The sequence below is a fragment of the Variovorax sp. VaC1 genome, from assembly GCF_043658315.1.
Classification (GTDB): domain Bacteria; phylum Pseudomonadota; class Gammaproteobacteria; order Burkholderiales; family Burkholderiaceae_C; genus Variovorax.
This window is the reverse complement of the sequence record NZ_JBIGLT010000004.1, coordinates 39,828-62,896: the sequence shown is the minus strand read 5'-3', so window position 1 is coordinate 62,896 and position 23,069 is coordinate 39,828. Positions and strand designations below refer to the sequence as shown.

Here is a 23,069-nt window from a genome sequence, read left to right as displayed (position 1 = left end):
CCATGACGCTGCTCCAGGTCAAAGACCTCGTCGTCGAATTTCCCCACCGCCGCGGCACCTTGCGCGCGCTCGACCAGATCTCGTTCGACATCGCACCGGGAGAAATCCTTGGGGTGGTGGGCGAATCGGGCGCGGGCAAGTCGCTCACCGGTGCGGCCATCATCGGCCTGCTCGAACCGCCGGGCCGCGTGGCCGGCGGCCAGATCGTGCTCGAGGGCCAGCGCATCGACAACCTCGGCTTCGATGCCATGCGCCCGATTCGCGGGCGCAAGATCGGCGCGATCTTCCAGGACCCGCTGACCTCGCTGAACCCGCTCTACACCGTGGGCCAGCAGCTGGTCGAAACCATCCGCACCCACTTGCCGGTGAACGAAGCCGAAGCCCGCCGCCGGGCCATCGGCCTGCTGCAGGACACCGGCATTCCCGCTGCCGAGCAGCGCATCGACCACTTCCCGCACCAGTTCTCGGGCGGCATGCGGCAGCGCGTGGTGATCGCGCTGGCGCTCGCGGCCGAGCCCAAGCTGATCGTGGCCGACGAGCCGACCACCGCGCTCGACGTGTCGATCCAGGCGCAGATCATTCAGCTGCTCAAGCGCATCTGCAAGGAGCGCGGCGCGGCCGTCATGCTCATCACGCACGACATGGGCGTGATCGCCGAGACCTGCGACCGCGTGGCCGTGATGTACGCCGGCCGCATCGCCGAGATCGGCCCCGTGCACGAAGTGATCCACCAGCCCGCGCACCCCTACACCTCGGGCCTGATGGCCTCGATTCCCGACATGACGAGCGACCGCGAGCGGCTCAACCAGATCGACGGCGCCATGCCGCGGCTCAATGCCATTCCGACCGGCTGCGCGTACAACCCGCGTTGCCCGCGCACCTTCGCGCGCTGCCTGACCGACCGGCCCGAACTGATGCACGCCGGTGCCACGCGCGCCGCCTGCTGGCTGCACGATGCCGCCGATCCGCATGCGGGCCAGGCCGAGATCGCGGCCCGGCACCACGACGCGCTGGTGGCCGGCGAACGCGCCACGCCCGAAGCGGCCGAACCGCTCGCCGAGGTGACCCGATGAGCGCCGTGATCGACCCCCGCAGAGAGGCCGCAACCGGCGCGCCGCTCGTGGTGGCGCACGACCTGGCGCGCACCTTCGACGTTTCGCCGCCCTGGCTCAACCGTGTGCTGGAGCGCAAGCCGCGCGTGCTATTGCATGCGGTCGACGGCGTGAGTTTTTCCATCGAGCGCGGCAAGACGCTGGCGCTGGTGGGCGAATCGGGCTGCGGCAAGAGCACCGTGGCGCGCCTGCTGGTGGGCCTCTATGCGCCGACGCGCGGCGGGCTGCAGTTCGACGGGCAGGACGCGCACGCCGCGTTCAAGACCCCCGAGGGCCGCAAGCTGCGCCGCCGCATCCAGATGATCTTCCAGGACCCGTATGCGAGCCTCAACCCGCGCTGGATCGTCGAAGACATCATCGGCGAGCCGCTGCGCGAGCACGACATCCTCAGCGACAAGGCCGCGCTGCGCGAGCGCGTGGGCGAACTGCTCAAGTCGGTCGGCCTTTCGCCGCTGGACATGAGCAAGTACCCGCACCAGTTCTCGGGCGGCCAGCGCCAGCGCATCTCGATCGCGCGCGCGCTCGCCACGCAGCCCGAGTTCCTGGTGTGCGACGAGCCCACCTCGGCGCTCGACGTCAGCGTGCAGGCGCAGGTGCTCAACATCATGAAGGACCTGCAGCGCGAGCAGGGCCTGACCTATCTCTTCATCTCGCACAACCTCGCCGTGGTGCGCCATGTGGCCGACCAGGTCGGTGTGATGTACCTCGGCCGGCTCGTCGAGGTGGCCGACAAGCAGAAGCTCTTTGCCGAGCCCCGGCATCCGTACACGCGCATGCTGCTCGATGCGATTCCGCAGATGAAGCACACCGGGCGCGCGCGCACGGCGGTGCAGGGCGAGGTGCCGAATCCGCTGAACCCGCCCACGGGCTGCGCCTTTCATCCGCGCTGCCCGCATGCCAATGCGCGCTGTTCGTCGGAGCGGCCCAAGCTGCTGGGTATTGCGGGCGTGCAGGTGGCCTGCCACGCGGTGGAGGAAGGGCGGCTGTGAGCGCGCAACCGGCCGGTTGGCCGGAGGGGTTGCCGTACCGGCCGCATCTGCGATTCTGTTCACTCGGCAACGAGAACGTCGCCGAGGTGATGGAAAGCTTCAGGCTGGCGTGCGAGCGGATCGGCTACGCAACCAGCGTCGATGCGGCGCCGAGCATCGACAACGCCGACATCAACATCTTCTTCTTCGCGATGGGCCTCAGCCTGCCGTCCGATGCCGACCTGCCGCCCAATGCCATCGTCGTCAACTTCGAGCCGGCCCTGCCCGAGCTGCTGGCGGAGCAGCCCGGCTACCAACGGCTGTTGCAGCGCGCCCACGTGTGGGAGTACAGCCTCGAGAACCTGATGCAGCACCAGGCCCTGGGCATCTTCAGGTCCGACTACGTGCCGCTGACCTTCGAGCCGCGGGCCACGCCCGTCGTACCGGAGTCGCAGGTGCTCGACGACGCCGGGCAGGACATCGACGTCATCTTCTTCGGCGAAACCACGACCCAGCGCGTGCAGGTGCTGGAGGCGCTAAGCGCCTGCGGGCTGCGCGTGGTCTACCCCACCGGGCAGGCCTGGACGCCGGCGCAACGCGATGCCCTGCTGCCACGCGCCAAGGTCGGGTTGAACATGCGCAAGGCGGGGCAAGCGGCCACGGCAGAGATGCCGCGCCTGTCCATCCTGCTGCGGCATCGCAAGGCCGTCGTGTCCGAGCTTTATCCCCATTCCGAAGTGCCGCCTGCGGTGCGCGATGCCGTGGAAGGCTGTTCGAGGGACGAGCTCGTGGACCGCGTGCGCGCCCTGGTGGCCGACGCGCCGCGCCGTCGTGCCCTCGAAAAGGCGGGGCCGGCGGCACTGCTGGGGCTGCAGCCGCAGCACGAGGTGCTCGCCACGGCGATGCAGCGCTATCTTGCGGCGGCCCGGCAACGCCTGGCGTGCCAGCAGGCGCTGGGCACGAGCGACACCGACTTCAAGGTGTCGACGCTGACGGTCACCAAGAACGACGAGGCGCACATCGCCGACGCATTGGCGTCGATGGCGGCGCAAACCCTCGCCCCGCACCGGATCATCGTGGTGGACGACGCATCGACCGATGGCACCGTGGCCGTGATTCGCGAGCGGATGAAGGCCGACCCGCGTCTTTCCAGGCTCCTGCTGCTGCAGGCGTCGGTTCCGATGGGATGGGCGGCAGCGGCCCAGTGGGGGCTGTCGCAGGCACACGGCGACGGGCTGGCCCTGTGGCCGGCTTCCGTGCGCAGCGACGCGACCCGGCTGCAAGTGCAAGCCGCGTTCCTGCGGCTCTTGCCGACCGTCGGCGCTGTCGGGTCTTGGTACACCGTTGCCGGCCCAGGCGATGACGGCAAGCCCGCCATCCGTCGCCTGCCCGAGACGCACCCGCAGATCCTCGCCGGGCTGCTGGCCCACATGCCGCGCGAACAGCCGCTGCTGATGGGCAGCCTGATGCTCGCGCTGCCGCGGGTCCGGCAGAGCGGCCTCGGCTTCGATGCCACCCTGGGCGAGTTCGCCTGGCTCGGCCTGCTGCTGGAGCTGGTCAAGGGCCATGCCTTGCTCGCAAACCTGAACGTGGGGTTGAGCCATTGCACGGGCAGCCGTGCGACGGCTGCCCCGATGCCCAGGGAAGTGACCGCACTGGCCCATCTTCGCGAACGTCTGCTCCCACTGGTTTTCCCCGGTCTGCCATCGGCCGATGCCCAGCGCCTGGCGCGGCTCTATGGATTGCAATGGGCGCCCGATGCGTCCGATGCCACGGCGCTCCTGCGAGAGATCGCGCACGCCTGCCGACAGCAGGACGATGCCCATGCCGCTACCGTGCTGCGCGGCGAGTGCCTTCGCGTCCTGGCCGTGTATGCACAAGGCGGTCGTCTTGCGCCCGGCTACGTCCAGGCGTTGATGCGCGAGCCCTTGCTGCGCGACTTCCTGGCGCCTCTGGGTGAGCGCATGTATGCCTTCAGCGGGGGCCGCACTCCCTAGTCCAACGACCCGGTCGCCGCCGCGTGTTCGGCTTTTGATCTATAAGCCTTGGGTGCTTTCGTAAAAATCACACCAAGGAGAACAGCACATGTGGGCCCTGCTCTTGTTGCCCTTCGTGGGGTTGTTGTGGCCGCCGTTCTACAACAGCGAGTTGCCGGCACTGTTCGGCTTTCCCTTCTTCTATTGGTACCAGCTGCTGTGGGTGCCTGTGACGGCCCTGCTGATCTGGGTCGTCTACCGCAGCAACTATGACGAGGGAGACGAATGATGGCCGGCCAGATCAACTGGACCGCGCTGGCGGTCTTCGTCTTCTTCTTCCTCCTGGTCACCGTGATGGGCTTCTGGGCCTCGCGCTGGCAAAGCGGCGGCGCCAAGGGCAAGGGCGCCCATCTCGACGAATGGGGCCTGGGCGGCCGCAACTTCGGCACCTGGATCACCTGGTTCCTGGTGGGCGGTGATTTCTACACCGCCTACACCGTGATCGCCGTGCCCGCGCTGGTCTACGCCGTGGGCGCCTACGGCTTCTTCGCGCTGCCGTACACCATCCTTGTGTATCCGATCGTCTTCATCATCATGCCCAGGCTCTGGCATGCCGCGCACCGCGCCGGCCACGTGACGGCGGCCGACGTGGTCTACGGCCGCTACGGCTCGCGCGCGCTGGAGCTGGCCATTGCGGTCACCGGCGTGGTCGCGACCATGCCCTACATCGCGCTGCAACTCGTGGGCATGGAGGTCGTCATCAAGGCGCTGGGCCTCACGGGCGAGCTGCCGCTGGCGGCCGCCTTCGTGATTCTTGCGCTCTACACCTACTCGGCCGGGCTGCGCGCGCCAGCGCTCATCGCCTTCGTCAAGGACCTGATGATCTACATCGTGGTGCTGGTGGCGGTGGTGCTGGTGCCCATGAAGCTCGGCGGCTACGGCCACGTGTTCCAGGTGGCCGGCGATGCCTTCACGGCCAAGGGCGGCGCGACCGGGCTCACGCTCAAGCCCGCGCAGTACCTGCCGTACGCGAGCCTGGCGCTGGGCTCGGCGCTGGCGGCCTTCATGTACCCGCACACGCTGACCGGCATCTTCGCGGCCAAGAGCGCCAACACCATCCGCAAGAACGCCGTCTTCCTGCCGGCCTACACGGTGCTGCTGGGGCTGATCGCGCTGCTGGGCTACATGGCGTACGCGGCCCATCTCTCGGTGAAGAGCAACAACGACGTGGTGCCGGCGCTCTTCAATGCGCTGTTTCCCTCGTGGTTCGCGGGCTTCGCGTTCGCGGCCATTGCTATCGGCGCGCTGGTGCCGGCGGCGGTGATGTCGATCGGCGCGGCCAACCTGTTCACCCGCAACTTCTGGAAGGCCTACGTGCGGCCCGACGTCACGCCGGCGGGCGAGGCCAAGGTCGCGAAGATCGTGTCGCTGGTGGTCAAGCTGGGGGCGCTGGTGTTCATCCTGTTCCTGCCCACGCAGTTCGCGCTCGACCTGCAATTGCTGGGCGGCCTGTGGATCCTGCAGACCTTCCCCTCGGTGGTGTTCGGCCTGTTCTTTGGCTGGTTCCGCGCGCCCGCGCTGCTCACCGGATGGGCCGTGGGGCTGGTCGGTGGCAGCTGGCTGGCTTTCTCGGACGGCATCAAGCCGGTCCACACCTTCGTGATCGGCGACGGCAGCTACACGCTCTACACCGGGCTGGCGGCGCTGGTGCTCAACATCGTCGTGGCGGTGGTGGTGCAGTTGGTGGTCAAGGGCAGTCCGTTGCGCGAAGCGCCTGTGCTCGCGAGGAAGTAAGCCAAGCCGACCTGCTTGCTCGCCTGCCGGTTCGTTGCTGGAAAGTGTGCGCAAAGGCACCGCCTTGCGCCGAAAACTGTTGCAGAGTGCCGTCATGCCAATGACGACGACTTTCGCAACCTCCGAACTGGGCCGCCGCGGCTTCCTGATGGGCACGGCCCTGGGCGCGACCGCGGTGCTGGCTTCCCTGACCTGCAGCGTGCAGGCGGCCGGTGCGCCTTCGCGGCGGATGCCGGTGATCTTCATCGGCCATGGCACGCCCATGAATGCGATCACCGACAACGCGTTCACGCGGCGCCTGTCGGCGTGGGGCAAAGAGCTTCCCCGGCCATCGGCCATCCTCAGCGTGTCGGCGCACTGGTTGAGCCGGGGTGCCACCGGCGTCGGCGTGCAGGAGCGGCCGAAGACGATCCACGATTTCGGCGGCTTCCCGCAGGCGCTCTTCGACATCGAGTACCCGGCGCCCGGCCATCCCGCGCTTGCGCGCGAAGCCATCGGCGCGGTCAAGCAGGCACCGGTGATCGGCACCGACCAATGGGGCCTGGACCACGGCACGTGGTCGGTGCTCAAGCACCTCTATCCGAAGGCCGATGTGCCCGTGTTCCAGCTCAGCATCGACTACGACAAGCCGGCCGCCTTCCACTACGCCGTGGGCCGCGATCTGGCGGCGCTGCGCGACCAGGGCGTGCTCGTGATGGGCAGCGGCAACGTGGTGCACAACCTGCGGGCGACCGATCGCGGCACCGTCGATGGGCCGAAGGCCAGCCGCCCGTGGGCGCAATCCTTCGACGATGCCGTGAAGGCCGCGCTGGCAGGCCGTGATGACCGCGCCCTGATCGGCTATGAAAAGCTGGAAGGCGCGTCAACCGCCGTGGCCACGCCGGACCACTACTTTCCCTTCCTCTACGCCCTCGGCGCGGCCGGGGCGGGCGAGCGCGCGAAGACGACCTACGAGGGGTTCCAGTCGGGCACGCTCAGCATGCGCTGCATCCAGTTCGGCTGAACGAAGCGCACGGCCGCTGCGGCCTGTTACTGCTCTTCGCCCCAGGCGAAACCGTCGCGGGCGATCATCGCGCTCGATGCGCTGGGACCCCACGTACCCGCCGCATAAGGGCGCGGGCCGCCATCCGATTCCCAGCTGTCGATCAGCGGCTCGACCCAGCGCCATGCTTCTTCCTGCTCGTCGCTGCGCACGAACAGGTTGAGGCGGCCGTCGATCACGTCCAGCAGCAGGCGCTCGTAGGCGCCCACGCGTTCGGCGCCGAAGCGCTTGTCGAAGTCCAGGTCGAGCTGCACCGGCGCCAGTTGCGCGGCCGCGCTCTGGTTGCCGTTGGTGCGCTGGCGGTTGTCCTGGGCCTGCGCGAGCATGTGCAGCTCCAGGCCGTCCTTGGGTTGCAGGTTGATGACCAGCTTGTTCACGTTGCCGGCGGGCGCACGGTAGATCGCGTGCGGCGTCGGCCTGAAGTTGACCTCGATGCGCGCGTCGCGCGAGGCCAGCCGTTTGCCGGTGCGGATGTAGAAGGGCACGCCGGCCCAGCGCCAGTTGGCGATCTCGGTGCGCAGGGCCACGAAGGTCTCGGTGCGGCTGTCGGGGTTCACGCCCGGCTCGTCGCGGTAGCCCGGCACCCGTTCGCCGTAGGCCGTGCCCGCCGTGTACTGGCCACGCACGGTGTGCAGTCCGAGCGTCTCGGGCGTCCAGGGCTTGAGCGCGCGAAGCACCTTGAGCTTTTCGTCGCGGATCGCATCGGCATGCGAGTTGATGGGCGGCTCCATGCCGATTGCGCACAGCAGCTGCAGCGCATGGTTCTGCACCATGTCGCGCAATGCGCCGGTCTGGTCGTAGAAGGCACCGCGCTTTTCCACGCCCAGGTCTTCGGCGATGGTGATCTGGATGTTGGCGATGTGCTCGCGGCGCCAGATGGGCTCGAACAGCGCATTGCCGAAGCGCATCGCAAACAGGTTCTGCACCGAGGGCTTGCCCAGGTAGTGGTCGATGCGAAAGACCTGCTTTTCTTCGAGCACCTTGCCGACCGCGGCGTTGATCGCGCGGTTCGATGCCAGGTCGTGGCCCAGCGGCTTCTCGAGCACGATGCGGGTCTTGGGGCCGTTCAGGCCCGCCGCGGCGATCTGCTCGACCACCTGCGTGAACAGCGCCGGCGCCGTGGCCACGTACATCACGACCGTCTTGGCATCGCGCTGCTTGAGCAGGTCGGCCAGCCGTGTGTAGTCGTCGGGCTTCGACAGGTCCATGCGCAGGTAGTGCAGCATGGACGCGAACTTCTTGAACTCTTCCGGCGAGGGCCGCTTGGCGCCTTCGACCGCGCTGAAGCGCGACTGGATCAGCTCGCGGTACTGGTCGTCCGACAGGTCGTCCCGCGCCACGCCGACGATGCGGCCGTCTTGCGGCAGGCTGCCATGCCGGAACGCCTGGAACAGCGCGGGCATGAGCTTGCGCCACGCGAGATCGCCAGTACCGCCGAACAGAACGAGATCGAAGCTCATGAGAAGACTTTCCTTTGTCTGAGTGCCGAGCAGGCAATGTGCCAGTCGCGATGGTACTTGTACCGATTCGGGAAACCTGTACTAAAGCTACGCTCGCCCGTGGCCGCAAGGCCTTTTTTTATTGCTGAGGCGGAGATACCCGATATGAAGAACAAGATTTTTACCGCAGCCGCGTTGTTGGGCCTGTCGGCCGCCGCGTCGGCCCAGACCGTCAACGTGATCTGCTCGGTGCAGGCCGAGTGGTGCAACGTGATCTCGACCGTCTATGCCCGCACGACCGGCGTGCGCATCAACATGGCGCTCAAGGGTTCGGGCGAGGCGCTGGCCCAGCTCATCGCGGAGAAGGACAACCCCAAGACCGACGTCTGGTTCGGCGGCACCGGCGACCCGCACCTGCAGGCGGCCGAGCAGGGCCTCACGCTCGAATACAAGTCGCCCACGCTGTCGCAACTGCACCCCTGGGCGCAGCAGCAGGCCAAGCAGTCGGGCTACAAGACGGTCGGCATCTACTCGGGCCCGTTGGGCTTCGGCTACAACCCCGAGCTGCTCGCCAAGAAGAAGCTGCCCGTGCCCAAGACCTGGGCCGACCTGCTCAAGCCCGAGTACAAGGGCGACATCCAGGTGGCCAACCCCGCATCGAGCGGCACGGCCTACACCATGATCGCCACGCTGGTGCAGATGATGGGCGAGGACAAGGCCTTCGACTACCTCAAGGCGCTGCACAAGAACGTGGGCCAGTACACCCGCTCGGGCACCGGCCCGATCAAGGCGGTGGCACGCGGTGAAACCGCCGTGTCCATCAGCTTCGTGCACGACGGCCCGGGCGAGAAGATGCAGGGCTTTCCGGTCGAGACCATCACGCCCGCCGACGGCACCGGCGCCGAGATCGGCTCCATGAGCATCATCAAGGGTGCGCGCAACCTCGACGCCGCCAAGAAGTTCTACGAATGGGCGCTGACCCCGGCCGCGCAGGAACTGGGCGCCGCCAACAAGCAGTTCCAGCTGCCGAGCAACGTGAACGCCAAGCTCGACCCGCGCATTCCCGACTTCAAGAAGATCAAGTTCATCAACTACGACTACGCGAAGTACGGCGCCAGCGCCGAGCGCCGCCGCCTGATCGCGCGCTGGGAAAAAGACGTCAACTCGCTGCCGCGCTAAGTGGAAGCGCGTTCCATCGAAGGGGCGCCCATCAATCCGGCGTCCCTGGCTGCGGCTCGGCGCTCGCAGCGCTGGATCTGGGCGTGGGTCGCGCTGGGCTTTGCGGCGTACCTGCTGCTGCCTTGGTATGCGATCCAGGACGCGACCTGGTACGAAGCCGTTCCGCAGGTCTTCGGGCAGGCGGAGGGCGCCAATGGCCTGATGCAGGCGGCCACGCAGGGCCGTGGCTGGCTCTTCATCGGGCTGGCGGGCCTGCTGATGTGCGCCGTCGGCGCGTGGCTGCCGGCGGGCCGGGCGCAGGGGCGCTGGCTGCTGGCGGGCGGCGCGGTCGGCGCCGTCGGCCTCGCGGTCGCGGGCTTCACTATCGGCGCACGGGGCTGGAGCTTCGCGGCGCTCAACACGCAGTTCGGCGAACTGGCCACCAACCAGTTCGGCATCGGCGCGGGCGGCTTCGTGGCGCTCACCGCGCTCGTGCTGCTGGCGGCCTTCGGCATCGCGCGGCTCGGCCTGTTCAAGGGCGACCTGTTCGTGGCGGCCTCGGTCGTTGGCTGCGGCGTGCTGATGGCGCTCTTCATCGCCTACCCGGTGAGCAAGGCGCTGGCCGGTGCCTTCTTCAATGAAGACGGCCAGTGGTCGATCAGCGCCTTCATCGCGCGCGTGTTCACCGAGCGCATCTGGGGCGTGGGCTGCCTCTCGGGCGGCGTGCGCTGCGGCGTGGCCTGGAACACGCTGGTGCTGGCGCTGCTCACGGCGGCCGGCACCACCTTCCTCGGCACGCTGATGGCGCTCATGGCCGAACGCGGCAGCAAGCGCGGGCAGAGTGCGTTGCGGGTGCTGGCGCTGTTGCCGATCATCACGCCGCCCTTCGTGGTCGGCCTGGGCCTGATCCTGCTGTTCGGCCGTGCCGGCATCGTCAACCAGGTGCTGGAGAACGTGTTCGGCATCGAGCCCACGCGCTGGTTCTACGGCATGCCGGGCGTGCTGGTGGCGCAGCTCTTCGCCTTCACGCCCATCGCCTTCATGATCATGCGCGGCGTGGTGCAGGGCATCGCGCCCAGCCTCGAAGAAGCTGCGCAGATGCTGCGTGCCGACCGCCGCCGCACCTTCTTCACGATCACGTTGCCGCTGCTCAAGCCGGGGCTGGCCAACGCCTTCCTGGTGGGCTTCATCGAGAGCATTGCCGACTTCGGCAACCCGGTGGTGGTGGGCGGCCAGTTCTCGGTGCTGTCGACCGATATCTTCTTTGCCATCGTCGGCGCGCAGTACGACCAGGGGCGCGCCGCGTCGCTGGCCTGGGTGCTCACGATCTTCGCGCTCGGCGTGTTCGCGCTGCAGCGCGGGCTGCTGGGCAAGCAGAACTACACCACCGTCAGCGGCAAGGGCGACGCCGGCATCGCGATGGCGCTGCCCGACGGCGTGCGCCGCACCATCTACTGCATCGCGCTGCCGTGGATCGCGTTCACCGTGGTGGTCTACCTGTTCGCCTTCGCGGGCGGCTTCGTGCAGACCTGGGGGCGCGACTACACCTTCACGCTGAACCACTTCAAGAGTGCGTTCGCGCTCGAATGGGGGCAGTTCGGGCTGGTGTGGGCCGGCACGGCCTGGAACTCGCTGATCACCACGCTCAAGCTCGCGGGCATCTCGGCGCCGATCACCGCGGCGCTGGGCCTGCTGATCGCGTGGCTGCTGGCGCGCAACGAGTTCAGGGGGCAGGGCGCCTTCGAGTTCGGCGCGCTGCTGGCCTTCGCCATTCCGGGCACGGTGCTCGGCGTGAGCTACATCCTGGCCTTCAACGTGCCGCCGTTCGAGCTCACGGGCACCGGGCTCATCATCGTGCTGTGCTTCATGTTCCGCAATTTGCCGGTGGGCGTGCGCGCCGGCACGGCCGCCTTCAAGCAACTCGACCGCTCGCTCGACGAAGCCTCGCTGATGCTGCGTGCATCGACTTCGCAGACGCTGTTCAAGGTGGTGCTGCCACTGCTCAAGCCGGCGCTGGTGGCCGCGCTGGTCTACAGCTTCGTGCGCGCCATGACGACGGTGAGCGCGGTGATCTTCTTGGTCACCGCCGAGAACGAACTGGCCACCACCTACATCATCGGCCGCGTCGGCAATGGCGACTACGGCATTGCATTGGCCTATTGCACGGTGCTCATGATCCTGATGTCGCTGGCGATCGCGCTGGTGCAGTTCGTGGTCGGGGAGCGCAAGCTGGGGCGGCGCAAGGCTGGGGCGTCGGTCGTGAACGCCGTCGCCGCGCACTAAGGAAAAAAATGAGTGTTCATACAGAAATCTTGCGCAAGCTTCAGGCCACACAGGCGCTTGTCGACCTGTACCGGGAGCATCTCGATCAGGAGTCGCTGACCGGCGTTGTTTCCGGGTTCAACGAGACCTTCGTCTATCTGAGCCTTTTCGGAGACGACGGGTTGCCGAACGGAATCAGTGTGGTTCACCGACTCAACATCACCCGCATTCGATGGGGCGGCAACGAACGGGTTTCGATTCAGGAACTGATCGATGCCAAAGGATCCAAGGCCATGGCGCCGGTACTCGACCTGGAGTCGACCCGTTCCGTTCTCGAATCGGTCCAGCAGGCATTCGGCTACGTGAATGTCATGACCGAGGGCTCCCGGTCTTCCGTCACGTTCATTGGTGAGCTGGCCGAGATCGACGACCAGTCCCTGGTCTTGAATGAGTTCGGAACCATGCAGACACGGCAGGGTGGCCATTTGTGGTTGCCAATGGACGAAATCACCCGTGTCGATGCCGATGCAAGCTACGAGCGGGACATCAAATTTCTGGCCGACAAGAGGCGCGCTTCATGAGCAACGGCATCGAATTCCGCAACGTCACCAAGCGCTACGGCACCGACAAGAACGGGCCGATGGCCGTCAAGGGCATCAGCTTCGAGGTGCCCGTGGGCACGCTCACCACCATCCTCGGCCCTTCGGGCTGCGGCAAGACGACCACGCTGCGCATGATCGCGGGGCTCGAGTCGCCGACCTCGGGCTCGATCTTCATGGGCGGGCGCGACGTCACCACGCTGGGGCCGGCCGAGCGCAACGTCAGCATGATGTTCCAGAGCTACGCGCTGTTCCCGCACATGAACGTGATCGAGAACGTGGGCTATGGCCTGCGCATGAGCGGCGTGAAGAAGGACGAGGCCACTTCGCGTGCGCGGGATGCGCTCAAGGGCGTGGGCCTGGTCGGCTTCGACGAGCGCCTGCCCAGCGAGCTGTCGGGCGGCCAGCAGCAGCGCGTGGCGCTGGCGCGCGCGCTGGTGCTCGAACCGGCGGTGCTGTTGTTCGACGAACCACTGTCCAACCTCGACGCCCGCCTGCGGCGCGAGATGCGCGAGGAGATCCGCGCGCTGCAGCAGCGGCTGAAGCTCACGGTCGCCTACGTCACGCACGACCAGAGCGAAGCACTCGCCGTGAGCGACCAGATCATCGTGATGGACCACGGCGTGATCGCCCAGCGCGGCACGCCCGAGCAGCTCTACGGCCGGCCCGAGAGCGAGTTCGTCGCCGGCTTCATGGGCGAGGCCATGGTGTTCCCCGCCGTCGCCGAGGCGGATGGCAGCGTGGCGCTGGGCCCGCTGCGACTGCAGCCGCGCCACGCGGTCGCACCCGGCACGGTGAAAGTCGCGGTGCGGCCCGAGGCCTGGCTGATCGGCGCGGCAGGGGGCCTGCCGGCCACCTTGCGCAAGGCGGCCTACCTCGGCAGCTTCTACGAATATGGCTTCGACACCACGCTGGGGCCGGTCTTCGTGGTGTCGGCCGACTTGTCGCAGCCGCTGGCCGCGGGCGCGCAGACCACGCTGTCGCTCGGAGCCCATGGCGTGAGCGTGGTGCCCGGCGCATGAAACAATGGCGCCATGAACGTGGTTTTCGATCTTGGCGCCGTGCTGTTCGCATGGGAGCCCACACGGCTGGTACAGGCCCATCTCGCCCCGCATGCGCCCACCGAGGTCGCAGCAGCAGCCATGGGGCGGGCGCTTTTCCATCACGACGACTGGACCAGCTTCGACTGCGGCACCCGCACGCTGGGTGATGCCATCGCGCGCATGTCGGCCCGGCTGGCGCTGCCGGCGGAGCCGCTTCACGCCATGCTCGACGGGCTGGGCGAGCGGCTGGAGCCCATCGGCGTGACGGTGGCGATGCTCGAAGAGCTGATCGCCCACCGCGAGGCCGGTCAGCCGCTGCGGCTGTACTACCTCTCGAACATGCCTTCGCCCTATGCCCGGGCCATCGAGCGCCGGCACGCGTTCATGCGGCGCTTCGACGGCGGCGTGTTCTCGGGCGATGTGAAGTTCATCAAACCGGATCGTGAAATCTACGAGGTGCTGGCGATGCGCCATGCGCTCGATCCGGCGCAGACCGTGTTCATCGACGATTCGGCCGCCAACGTCGAGGCGGCGCGCGCCTTCGGCTGGCACGCCATCCACTGCACCGCGCCGGCCATGCTGCCGTCGCAGCTGCAGCGCTACCTGCCAGTCAGCACGACCTTGTCGGTGTCGAACCCCAGGCTGCGGGCGTAGTCGAGTTCGGCCAGCAGCACCGCGTCGTCCAGGCGCGGCGCGCGCGACAGCACCCAGAGGTACTCGCGGTCAGGCGTGCCCACCAGCGACACCTGGTATTCGCGGTCGAGCTTCAGGATCCAGTAGTCGCCCCAGACCATCGGCAACCAGCCGAGCCACGCCGGGGCAAAGCGCACTTGGAGCCTTCCCGCGCCGGGCTGGCCCGCCACGGGCACCACGCGGGCGGTGCCGGTCGCTTCGTCGAAATTGCCATCGGCCCGCACGCAGCGGTTGAGCACCTGCACGGTGCCATCGGGCCGGGGCGTGTATTCGGCGGTCACGGGGCCGCCGCACTGTTTCTGGAAGCGGTTCGGCAGGCGGGCCTGCTCGTGCCAGATGCCCGCATAGCGCTGCAGATCGACCGGCGCCACCACCTGCAGAGGTGCGCGCATCAGCGGTGCGCCATCGGCCGGCCCGGCCACCTGGGCGCGGGCATTGCGCGCGGCGCCCAGTGCCAGCCAGGTCGCGACACCTCCCACGACGAAAGCAGTGGCCATGGCGCCGATCGCGGCGCTGGTGCGGCGGTCGTCGAAAGGCGTGATGGCGGCGGGCGTGGCGGGCATGGCGGGCGTGGTGGTCGTGGCAGACGCAACGGGGCGTTGGCGAAGGGACATTGGGGGCACTCCTGGGCGGTAAGAAATTCGCCGTAAGGTGCAGGCTAGCCCGCAGCGCTTGCCGCGCCTCGTCAGCCGCGGACCACAGCCCTTGTAGGGCAGGGCGGCCGGACAACCACACGGGCAGCAGGCCGATGCCGTCGCGTGAAAACCCGTGCTACGGTGCGCATGAAAACATCGGCCGACGCGCAACTGCGTGCAGGACTTGTCACAACCCGCACAGGATAATGATTTCATGAACCAACTCGATGCCCTCCGCCAGTGGACCACCGTGGTTGCCGACACCGGTGACTTCAAGCAACTCAGCGCCTCCAAGCCGCAAGACGCGACCACCAATCCGTCGCTGATCCTCAAGGCCGTGCAGAAGCCCGAATACCGGCCGCTGCTCGACGAGACCGTGAAGAAGCACGCCGGCAAGCCGCTCGACGAGGTCATCGACCGCCTGCTGGTGCGCTTCGGCACCGAAATCCTCTCGATCATTCCGGGCCGCGTGTCGACCGAAGTCGATGCCCGCCTGTCGTTCGATACCGCCGCCACCGTGGCGCGCGGCGAGCGCATCGTGGCGCTCTACAAGGCCGAAGGCATCGACACCGAAAAGCGCCTGCTCATCAAGGTTGCCTCCACCTGGGAAGGCATCGAGGCCGCACGGGCACTGCAGCAAAAGGGCATCCGCACCAACCTCACGCTGCTGTTCTCGTTCGCACAGGCCGTGGCCTGCGGCGCGGCGGGCGTGCAGCTCATCTCGCCCTTCGTGGGCCGCATCTACGACTGGTACAAGAAGTCGGCCGGCGCCAAGTGGGACGAAGCCGCCAACGCCGGCGCCAACGACCCCGGCGTGAAGTCGGTGCGCGAGATCTTCAACTACTACAAGCAGCAGGGCATCAAGACCGAAGTGATGGGCGCGAGCTTTCGCAACGTCGGGCAGATCCAGGCACTGGCCGGTTGCGACCTGCTGACCATCAGCCCCGAGCTGCTGGCCGAGCTGGCCGCGAGCAACGCGCCGCTCGAGCACGCGCTCGACGCCAAGGCCGCTGCCAGCGGCGACGCAAAGAAGGTGAGCTACGACGAAGCCGGCTTCCGCTTCGCGCTCAACGAAGACGCGATGGCCACCGAGAAGCTCGCAGAAGGCATCCGCGCCTTCGCGGCCGATGCGGTGAAGCTCGAGAAGCTCATGCTGGAAAGCGGCAAGTAAACATGGCCATGACGCTTCGCTGCGACCGTGCGCCGGCCTGGGCGCAACTGCAGGCCTACTTCGAGACGGCAGGCCGCCAGTTCGATGTGCGCCATGCCTTTGTCGACGACGCAGGGCGCTACGACCGCTTCAGCCAGGAGGCGCCGTACGTGTTCGCCGACCTGTCGAAGAACCTGATCGACACGCGCATCGAAGAGCTGCTGCTGACGCTGGCGCGCGAATGCGGCCTCGAAGCGCATCGCGACGCCATGTTCGCGGGCGAGCACATCAACAACACCGAAGACCGCGCCGTGCTGCACACGCTGCTGCGCGCGCCGGCCGATGCGCCGACCGGTCCGAAGACGGTGAACGAGCTGCGCGAAGTGCACGCCACGCTCGACGCCATGCTGGCCTATGCCGAGAAGGTGCGCGCCGACCACACGATCACCGACGTGGTCAACATCGGCATCGGCGGCTCCGACCTCGGGCCGCAGATGGCGGTGCTGGCACTCGCCGAGTTCGCGGCGCCGGGCAAGCGCTTTCACTTCGTCTCGAACGTCGACGGCCACGAGCTGGCGGGCGTGCTGCAGGGGCTGGCCCCCGAGCACACGCTCTTCCTCATTGCCTCGAAGACCTTCACCACCGCCGAGACGATGACCAACGCGCTCTCGGCCAAGCGCTGGTACGAGCAATCGGGCGGCACCGACATCGCGGGCCACTTCGCTGCGCTCACCACCAACGTCGAGGCTGCGAAGAAGTTCGGCATCGACACCACCTTCGGCTTCTGGGACTGGGTGGGCGGCCGCTATTCGCTGTGGTCGGCCATCGGCCTGCCGATTGCGCTGGCCATCGGCGCGGACGGTTTCCGCCGGCTGCTCGCGGGCGCGCATGCGATGGACGAGCACTTCCGTACCGCACCGCTGGCGCGGAACCTGCCGGTGCGGCTCGGCCTGCTCGACGTCTGGTATCGCAACTTCCACAAGTTCACCAGCCGCAGCATCGCGCCGTACCACAGCGCGCTCAAGCGCGTGCCGGCCTACCTGCAGCAACTGGAGATGGAAAGCAACGGCAAGCAGGTCGATGCGAGCGGCAAGCCCGTGGCCTTCGGTACGTCGCCGGTGCTCTGGGGCGAGCCCGGCACCAACGGCCAGCACGCCTACTTCCAGATGCTGCACCAGGGCACCGACGTGATCCCGCTCGAATTCGTGGCGGTGCGCGACGCGGCGCACGACCTCGAAGGCCATCACCCCAAGCTGCTGGCCAATGCGCTTGCGCAGGCGCAGGCGCTGATGGTGGGCAAGCTCGATGCGGGTGGGCACAAGAACTTTCCGGGCAACCGGCCGAGCACCTTCTTCGTGTTCGAGAAACTGACGCCTGAAACGCTCGGCGCTTTCCTGGCGCTGTACGAGCACCGCGTGTTCACCAGCGGCGCGCTGTGGGGCATCAACAGCTTCGACCAATGGGGCGTGGAGCTGGGCAAGGTGCTGGCGCGCGACATCGAGCCGCGCCTCGCATCGGGCGACATCACGGGGCTCGATGCCTCGACGGCGGGCCTGCTGAAGCGCCTCAGCCCGCAGCAGTAGCCGCCGCTTCGGCGGGTGCCCGCACGGGCGCGCCGCTGGCCATGCGCACGCACAGGTCGAAGGCCTGCTGGAGCCCTTCGATCTGCGCCACGCCCTTTCCGGCGATGTCGAAGGCACTGCCGCTGGCCGAAGTGGCCACCGGCACCGGCAGGCCGCCATGCAGCGTGACACCCTGCTCGAAGCCCATGAGCTTCATCGCGATCTGGCCCTGGTCGTGGTACATCGACACCACCGCATCCACGTCGCCGCGCCGCGCGCCGATGAACACCGTGTCGGGCGAGAACGGGCCGCGCGCATCGAAGCCTTCGGCGCGCAGCTGCTCGATGGCCGGCGCGATGATCTCTATTTCTTCCATGCCGATGGAGCCGCCGTCGCCCGCGTGCGGGTTGAGCCCCGTCACCGCGATGCGCGGCTGCGCCACCCCCGCGCGGCGCAGGGCCGAGGCGATGATCTTCACCGCGTCGCGCACGCCCTCAATGGTGATGTGGCTCGCCACATCCTTCAGCGGAATGTGCGAGGTCACGCGCGAAGTCCACAGCGAGCCCGTGAGGTTGAACTCGCAGACGAAGTCGGTGACGGCAAAGCGCTCCTGCATGTAGCGCAGCTCGTCCTCGTGCGTGAGGCCGCCCAGGCGCAATGAATGCTTGTTGAGCGGCGCGAAGAGGATCGCCTCGGCCTGCCCGCGCCGCACGGTGGCCGTCGCCAGTTCCAGTGCCTCGAAAGACGCGCGGCCGGACTGCACGTTCGACTCGCCAAGCACCGGCTCCTGCCCCTGCGTCCAGTCGCGTGCGAGCAGGGTGGGGCGGCCGTCTTCGAATCGCAGGGCATCGAGATGCTCGACAGGCAGCACGTCGAGCCTGGCGCCCGCCACGCGCTCGCCCGCCGCCAGCACGGCCGGGTCGGCAATCAGCAGCACGCGCGCGGCGTCGAGGTTGCGCTGGCGCGCCAGCAGCTTCACGGCCATTTCGGGGCCGATGCCGCTGGGGTCGCCGAGCAGCACGACGATGCGGGGTTTGGCGGAGATCACGCCGGAGGGGCTTGAAGGGGTGGACATGTCGGTCGGATGCGGTTGAAAAAAGGAAGAAGGGGGCGGCCTCATTCGGCCTTGATGTTGGCGTCGCGCACGAGCTGGCCGTAGTGGTCGAACTCCTGTTTGTTCATGGCGGCAAAGGGTTCGCCGGTGAGCGCGCCGGGCTCGCCGCCCAGGGCCTTGATGCGCGTCTGCACATCGGGCAGCTTCAGCGTGCGGACGAGTTCGGCGCTCAGGCGTTCGACCACGGGGCGCGGCGTGCCGGCCGTCACGTACAGGCCATACCAGGTGGACACGTCGGCGCCCTTGATGCCCTGCTCGGCCAGCGTCGGCACGTCGGGCAGCTCGGGCGAGCGCTGCGGCGCGCTCACGGCCAGCGCGCGGAACTTGCCGGCCCGGATCTGGCCCATGGCCGAGGAGGTGCTGTCGAACATCATGTCGACTTCGCCCGAGATGATGTCGATGTGGGCCTGCGAACTGCCCTTGTAGGGCACGTGGATCGACTTCATGCCCGTGGCCAGGTTGAAGGCCTCGCCGCCCACGTGCTGCGTGCTGCCGATGCCCGACGACGCGTACTTGAAGCCGCCGGGCTTGGCGGCCATGGCCGCCACCAGGTCCTTGACCGACTTGTAGGGCGAGTTGGCCGACACCACCAGCACGTTGGGCATGACGGCCACGAGGCCGATGGGCTGCAGGTCCTTGAGCGGGTCGTACTTGAGCTTGAGGATGTGCGGCGCCACCGCCTGCGCCGTGTTGGTGGCCAGCAGCAGGGTGGCGCCGTCGGCCGGTGCGCGGGCCGTGAGCTCGCCGGCGATGGTGTTGGAAGCGCCGGGCCGGTTCTCCACCGTCACGGGCTGCTTGAGCACCGGCGAGAACTTGTCGGCCAGCACGCGCGCCAGGATGTCGGTGCCGCCGCCGGGCGGGGCGCCGACCATGATGCGCATCGGCTTGTCGGGGTAGACCGGCTCCGCGCCGGCCAGCGACGCGGCGAGCATCGCCAGCGCCAGTCCCGCCCCGCGGGCGAGGGAAGAAAGCTTCATCGGTTTGTCTCCTGCTTGTTGTGGGCCCGAGCCTACGGAGCTTCGTTCGTCCGATCCAATCGAAAAAGGCCGAAGCTCCATATACTTTTGTGCATGACAAACGGTCTGGCCGATGCCTCGCTGATGCTTCATGTCCGGCCGCGCCAGCTGCTCCTGCTGGCCCGGCTCGACACCCACCGGCACCTCGGTCGCGCGGCGGAAGCCATGAACATCAGCCAGCCCGCGGCCACCAAGCTGCTGCAGCAATTGGAAGATTCGCTCGGCGAAAAGCTGTTCGAGCGCCTGGCGCGCGGCATGGAGCCCACGCCCTACGGCGAGATCCTCATCCGCTATGCCCGCCGCGTGCTCAGCGACTTCGGCTCGGCCCGCGAGGAAATGCTCGCGCTGCGCTCGGGCTTGAGCGGCGCGCTGCGCGTGGGCAGCGTGCCGGGCGCGGTGCCCGAACTGCTGGCGCCGGCGTTGGTCGAGTACCACCGGCGCCATCCGCAGGTGGCGGTGTCGGTGGTGGTCGAAACCAGCGACGTGATCCAGTCGCTGTTGGAGCGGGGCGATGTCGACCTCGTGCTGGGCCGGCTCACCGACAGCCACGACGAGGCGAAATACGCCAGCGTGCCGCTGCTGGGCGAGTCGCAGGTGGTCGTGGTGCGCGCGGCCCATCCGGTGTTCGAGCGCGCCACCGTCGTCACGCTGGCCGACATGGCGAACTGGTCGTGGGTGCTGCAGCCGCCCGGCTCGCCGCAGCGCGGGCGCTTCGAGGCGGCGATGCGCGAAGCCGGCATCCGGGAGCGGCTGGACATCATCGAAACGGCATCGCCCATCGCCACCACGGCCCTGCTCGAAAACTCCGACATGGCGGCCGTGATGCCGGCCTCGCAGGCCGGCCACTACACGCGGCTGGGCGTGCTGCGCACCGTGCCCGTGGAGCTGCCGGTGCGGGTGCCACCGATCTGCCTCGTCACCCGCGAAGACCGGGCGCTGTCGCCGGCGGCCGCGCAGTTCCGCCGCCAGCTGCTGGGCGCTGCCTGAGGCCTTTGGACCGCCACTCATCCATGCTGTATTGCATCGATTAGGGAATCTCCCAGTCAACTGGTGCATGAAAGTACCACTGCCGACGATCGAAGTACCAAACCCGCAAGCGCGTTTCTCCAGAATCCGGCCACGGCGACCCGACAGGCACCCCAGGGCGTCGCTCACCTCTAGGAGACAACATGAAGCGTTTTCTGAAAGCGGGCCTCGTCCTCGCACTCGCCGGCACGGGCCTCGTGTCCCAGGCCGCCACCACCGAGCTTGTGATCGCGACCGTGAACAACGGCCACATGATCGAGATGCAGAAGCTCACGCCCTTCTTCGAGAAGGCCTACCCCGACATCAAGCTCAAGTGGGTCACGCTCGAGGAAGGCACGCTGCGCCAGCGCGTGACCACCGACATCGCCACCAAGGGCGGCCAGTTCGACGTGATGACCATCGGCCTGTACGAAGCGCCGATCTGGTCGAAGAAGGGCTGGCTCAAGCCCATCGCCACCGATGCGGCCTATGACGTGGACGACCTGCTGCCCGCCATCCGCAACGGCCTGTCGAACGACGGCAAGCTCTACGCCGCGCCCTTCTACGGCGAAAGCTCGATGCTCATGTACCGCAAGGACCTGGCCGACAAGGTGGGCGTGAAGTTCTCCGACCAGCCGACCTGGGCACAGGTGAAGGAGTTCGCCGACAAGGCCAACGACCCGAAGGCGGGCGTGTACGGCATGTGCCTGCGCGGCAAGCCGGGCTGGGGCGACAACATGGCCTTTTTGACGACGCTGGTCAACACCAACGGCGGCCAGTGGTTCGACATGCAGTGGAAGCCGCAGATCGACACCAAGGCCTGGAAGGACGCGATCACCTTCTACGTGGACATCATGAAGAAGAACGGCCCGCCCGGCGCGTCGGCCAACAGCTTCAATGAAAACCTGGCGCTGTTCAACGAGGGCAAGTGCGCGGCCTGGGTCGACGCGACCATCGCGGCGTCGTTCATCAGCGACCCGAAGCAGTCGAAGGTGGCCGACAAGGTGGCCTTCGCGCAGGCGCCGACGGCCGTCACGCCGAAGGGCGCCAACTGGCTGTGGTCGTGGAACCTCGCGATTCCGGCCAGCTCGACCAAGGACGATGCGGCGCAGAAGTTCATCAAGTGGGCCACCTCCAAGGACTACATCAACCTCGTGGCCAAGGAAACCGGCTGGGCCTCGGTGCCGACCGGCACGCGCAAGTCGACCTACGCGAACCCCGAGTTCCAGAAGGTCGCGAAGTTCGCCGAAGCCGAGAAGAAGGCCATCGACACGGCCAACCTCACCGACAGCACGCTGCCCAAGTCGCCGTACGTCGGCGTGCAGTACGCGGCCATTCCCGAGTTCCAGGCGATCGGCGTGGCGGTGGGCCAGCAGATGAGCGCGGCATTGTCGGGCAAGGTCACGGTCGATCAGGCGCTGAAGACCTCGCAGCTGGCTGCGGAGCGTGAGATGAAGAAGGCTGGCTACTACAAGTAAGACAAGCAAGGCCGGGCCTTGCTCCCTCCCCTTCCGGGGGAGGGTCGGGGTGGGGGCACGCGGCGCGTCAATCGCCGCGGTGGTCGATCAGGGAGCCCCCATCCCCGCCTTCCCCCAGAGGGGGAAGGAGCCAGAGACAACAAGAAGGGACTTCCTCATGAAAAGACTCCTGCCCCGCGCCCTCATGGCGCCCGCGGTGCTCACGCTCTTCCTCTGGATGATCGTGCCGCTCGCAATGACGTTGTACTTCTCCTTCGTCAACTACAACCTCATGCAGCCTGGCGAGCACACCTTCGCCGGCATCGAGAACTTCCACTATTTCGTCACCGACCCCGACTTCTGGCCGGCCACGTGGAACACCCTGCTGCTGATCGGCAGCGTGATCGTCATCACGGTGGTGTTCGGCGTGCTGCTCGCGTTGCTGGTCAACGAGCCTTTTCCGGGCCGCGGCATCGTGCGGGTGCTGCTGATCTCGCCCTTCTTCGTCATGCCGGCAGTGAATGCGCTGCTGTGGAAGCACATGATGATGAACCCCATCTACGGCGTGCTCGCCGATGTGTGGCGCTTCTTCGGTGCCACGCCGGTCGACTGGCTCACCGACGTGCCGCTGCTCTCGGTGATCATCATGGTGGCCTGGCAATGGCTGCCTTTTGCCTGCCTGATCTTCATCACCTCGCTGCAGTCGCTCGACCGCGAGCAGATGGAAGCCGCGCGCATGGACGGCGCGAGTTCGTTCCAGCGCTTCTTCTATCTCACCATTCCCCACCTGGGCCGCCCGATGGCCGTGGTGATCATGATCGAGATGATCTTTCTGCTCAGCGTGTTCGCCGAGATCGCCATCACCACCAATGGCGGCCCGGGCAACGAGAGCACGAACATGACCTACATGATCTTCAAGCAGTCGTTGATGAATTTCGACGTGGGCGTGGCCTCTGCCGGTGCGTTGTTCGCGGTGGTGCTGGCCAACATCGTGGCCGTGTTCCTCATCCGCATCATCGGCAAGAACCTGGACTAGTCATGTTG

The 23,069-nt window shown here is 67.4% G+C and carries 20 protein-coding genes; 16 read left to right on the top strand and 4 right to left on the bottom strand.

Annotated elements, in window-relative coordinates:
* Nucleotides 1-2: 2 nt before the first annotated feature.
* From ACGLHS_RS17180 to ygiD, 6 genes are all read left to right on the top strand, one after another.
* Nucleotides 3-1,073, top strand: coding sequence for an ABC transporter ATP-binding protein (locus ACGLHS_RS17180; protein WP_394481592.1), 1,071 nt, complete (start codon nucleotides 3-5; stop codon nucleotides 1,071-1,073).
* Entirely contained in the window at nucleotides 1,070-2,101 is a 1,032-nt protein-coding gene (locus tag ACGLHS_RS17175) for an ABC transporter ATP-binding protein (RefSeq protein ID WP_394481590.1), read from the top strand. The genes ACGLHS_RS17180 and ACGLHS_RS17175 overlap by 4 nt, the downstream gene beginning before the upstream one ends.
* On the top strand, nucleotides 2,098-4,077 hold the full coding sequence (locus tag ACGLHS_RS17170) for a glycosyltransferase (protein WP_394481588.1): 1,980 nt from the start codon (nucleotides 2,098-2,100) through the stop codon (nucleotides 4,075-4,077). Before ACGLHS_RS17175 ends, ACGLHS_RS17170 begins: the two co-directional genes overlap by 4 nt.
* Before the next feature lie 88 nt (nucleotides 4,078-4,165).
* Nucleotides 4,166-4,345: a DUF3311 domain-containing protein gene (locus tag ACGLHS_RS17165; protein WP_093245403.1), complete on the top strand. Its 180-nt coding sequence runs from the start codon at nucleotides 4,166-4,168 to the stop codon at nucleotides 4,343-4,345.
* A complete protein-coding gene (gene mctP, locus ACGLHS_RS17160) occupies nucleotides 4,345-5,850 on the top strand; it encodes a monocarboxylate uptake permease MctP (RefSeq protein ID WP_394481585.1) in 1,506 nt (501 codons plus the stop codon). The genes ACGLHS_RS17165 and mctP overlap by 1 nt, the downstream gene beginning before the upstream one ends.
* A gap of 100 nt (nucleotides 5,851-5,950) precedes the next feature.
* Nucleotides 5,951-6,853 (top strand): 4,5-DOPA dioxygenase extradiol, encoded by a 903-nt coding sequence (gene ygiD, locus ACGLHS_RS17155; RefSeq protein ID WP_394481583.1) that lies wholly within the window; start codon nucleotides 5,951-5,953, stop codon nucleotides 6,851-6,853.
* A 26-nt stretch (nucleotides 6,854-6,879) separates the two neighbouring features.
* On the opposite strand, the gene zwf is transcribed toward ygiD, so the two are convergent.
* A complete protein-coding gene (gene zwf, locus ACGLHS_RS17150; RefSeq protein ID WP_394481581.1) occupies nucleotides 6,880-8,352 on the bottom strand; it encodes a glucose-6-phosphate dehydrogenase in 1,473 nt (490 codons plus the stop codon).
* A gap of 144 nt (nucleotides 8,353-8,496) precedes the next feature.
* On the opposite strand from zwf, the gene ACGLHS_RS17145 reads away from it, so the two are divergent.
* Genes ACGLHS_RS17145 through ACGLHS_RS17125 form a run of 5 tightly spaced genes read left to right on the top strand, consistent with a single transcriptional unit; the run spans nucleotide 8,497 to nucleotide 14,047 of the window.
* On the top strand, nucleotides 8,497-9,510 hold the full coding sequence (locus ACGLHS_RS17145) for an ABC transporter substrate-binding protein (RefSeq protein WP_093245411.1): 1,014 nt from the start codon (nucleotides 8,497-8,499) through the stop codon (nucleotides 9,508-9,510).
* On the top strand, nucleotides 9,511-11,772 hold the full coding sequence (locus ACGLHS_RS17140) for an ABC transporter permease (RefSeq protein ID WP_394481578.1): 2,262 nt from the start codon (nucleotides 9,511-9,513) through the stop codon (nucleotides 11,770-11,772).
* 8 nt (nucleotides 11,773-11,780) lie between these two features.
* Nucleotides 11,781-12,332, top strand: a complete 552-nt coding sequence (locus ACGLHS_RS17135) for a hypothetical protein (RefSeq protein WP_394481576.1) — start codon at nucleotides 11,781-11,783, stop codon at nucleotides 12,330-12,332.
* The gene (locus tag ACGLHS_RS17130; protein WP_394481574.1) at nucleotides 12,329-13,372 is read left to right on the top strand and encodes an ABC transporter ATP-binding protein; all 1,044 of its coding nucleotides are present in this window, start codon (nucleotides 12,329-12,331) and stop codon (nucleotides 13,370-13,372) included. The genes ACGLHS_RS17135 and ACGLHS_RS17130 overlap by 4 nt, the downstream gene beginning before the upstream one ends.
* Before the next feature lie 12 nt (nucleotides 13,373-13,384).
* Nucleotides 13,385-14,047 carry an HAD family hydrolase gene (locus ACGLHS_RS17125; RefSeq protein WP_394481572.1) on the top strand — a complete coding sequence of 221 codons (663 nt, stop codon included), beginning with the start codon at nucleotides 13,385-13,387 and terminating at the stop codon, nucleotides 14,045-14,047.
* On the opposite strand, the gene ACGLHS_RS17120 is transcribed toward ACGLHS_RS17125, so the two are convergent.
* Entirely contained in the window at nucleotides 13,993-14,700 is a 708-nt protein-coding gene (locus ACGLHS_RS17120; protein WP_394481570.1) for a lipocalin family protein, read from the bottom strand. The genes ACGLHS_RS17125 and ACGLHS_RS17120 overlap by 55 nt on opposite strands.
* Nucleotides 14,701-14,935: 235 nt before the next feature.
* Between ACGLHS_RS17120 and tal the strand changes: the two genes are divergently transcribed.
* Together tal and pgi are read left to right on the top strand one after the other, a co-directional pair.
* Complete coding sequence (gene tal, locus ACGLHS_RS17115; protein ID WP_093245424.1) at nucleotides 14,936-15,892, top strand: transaldolase; 957 nt, start codon at nucleotides 14,936-14,938, stop codon at nucleotides 15,890-15,892.
* 2 nt (nucleotides 15,893-15,894) lie between these two features.
* The gene (pgi, locus tag ACGLHS_RS17110) at nucleotides 15,895-17,454 is read left to right on the top strand and encodes a glucose-6-phosphate isomerase (protein WP_394481567.1); all 1,560 of its coding nucleotides are present in this window, start codon (nucleotides 15,895-15,897) and stop codon (nucleotides 17,452-17,454) included.
* Here pgi and ACGLHS_RS17105 read toward each other — a convergent pair.
* Nucleotides 17,438-18,508, bottom strand: coding sequence for a 4-hydroxythreonine-4-phosphate dehydrogenase PdxA (locus ACGLHS_RS17105; RefSeq protein ID WP_394481565.1), 1,071 nt, complete (start codon nucleotides 18,506-18,508; stop codon nucleotides 17,438-17,440). The genes pgi and ACGLHS_RS17105 overlap by 17 nt on opposite strands.
* A 41-nt stretch (nucleotides 18,509-18,549) precedes the next feature.
* Nucleotides 18,550-19,524, bottom strand: a complete 975-nt coding sequence (locus ACGLHS_RS17100; protein ID WP_093245432.1) for a tripartite tricarboxylate transporter substrate binding protein — start codon at nucleotides 19,522-19,524, stop codon at nucleotides 18,550-18,552.
* A 93-nt stretch (nucleotides 19,525-19,617) separates the two neighbouring features.
* On the opposite strand from ACGLHS_RS17100, the gene ACGLHS_RS17095 reads away from it, so the two are divergent.
* The 3 genes from ACGLHS_RS17095 (at nucleotide 19,618) to ACGLHS_RS17085 (ending at nucleotide 23,061) form a co-directional block, all read left to right on the top strand.
* Nucleotides 19,618-20,550, top strand: coding sequence for a LysR family transcriptional regulator (locus ACGLHS_RS17095; protein ID WP_176801212.1), 933 nt, complete (start codon nucleotides 19,618-19,620; stop codon nucleotides 20,548-20,550).
* Between the two features lie 182 nt (nucleotides 20,551-20,732).
* Complete coding sequence (locus ACGLHS_RS17090; protein WP_394481562.1) at nucleotides 20,733-22,046, top strand: ABC transporter substrate-binding protein; 1,314 nt, start codon at nucleotides 20,733-20,735, stop codon at nucleotides 22,044-22,046.
* Between the two features lie 157 nt (nucleotides 22,047-22,203).
* Nucleotides 22,204-23,061, top strand: a complete 858-nt coding sequence (locus ACGLHS_RS17085) for a carbohydrate ABC transporter permease (RefSeq protein ID WP_093245437.1) — start codon at nucleotides 22,204-22,206, stop codon at nucleotides 23,059-23,061.
* The last annotated feature ends 8 nt before the right edge of the window (nucleotides 23,062-23,069 follow it).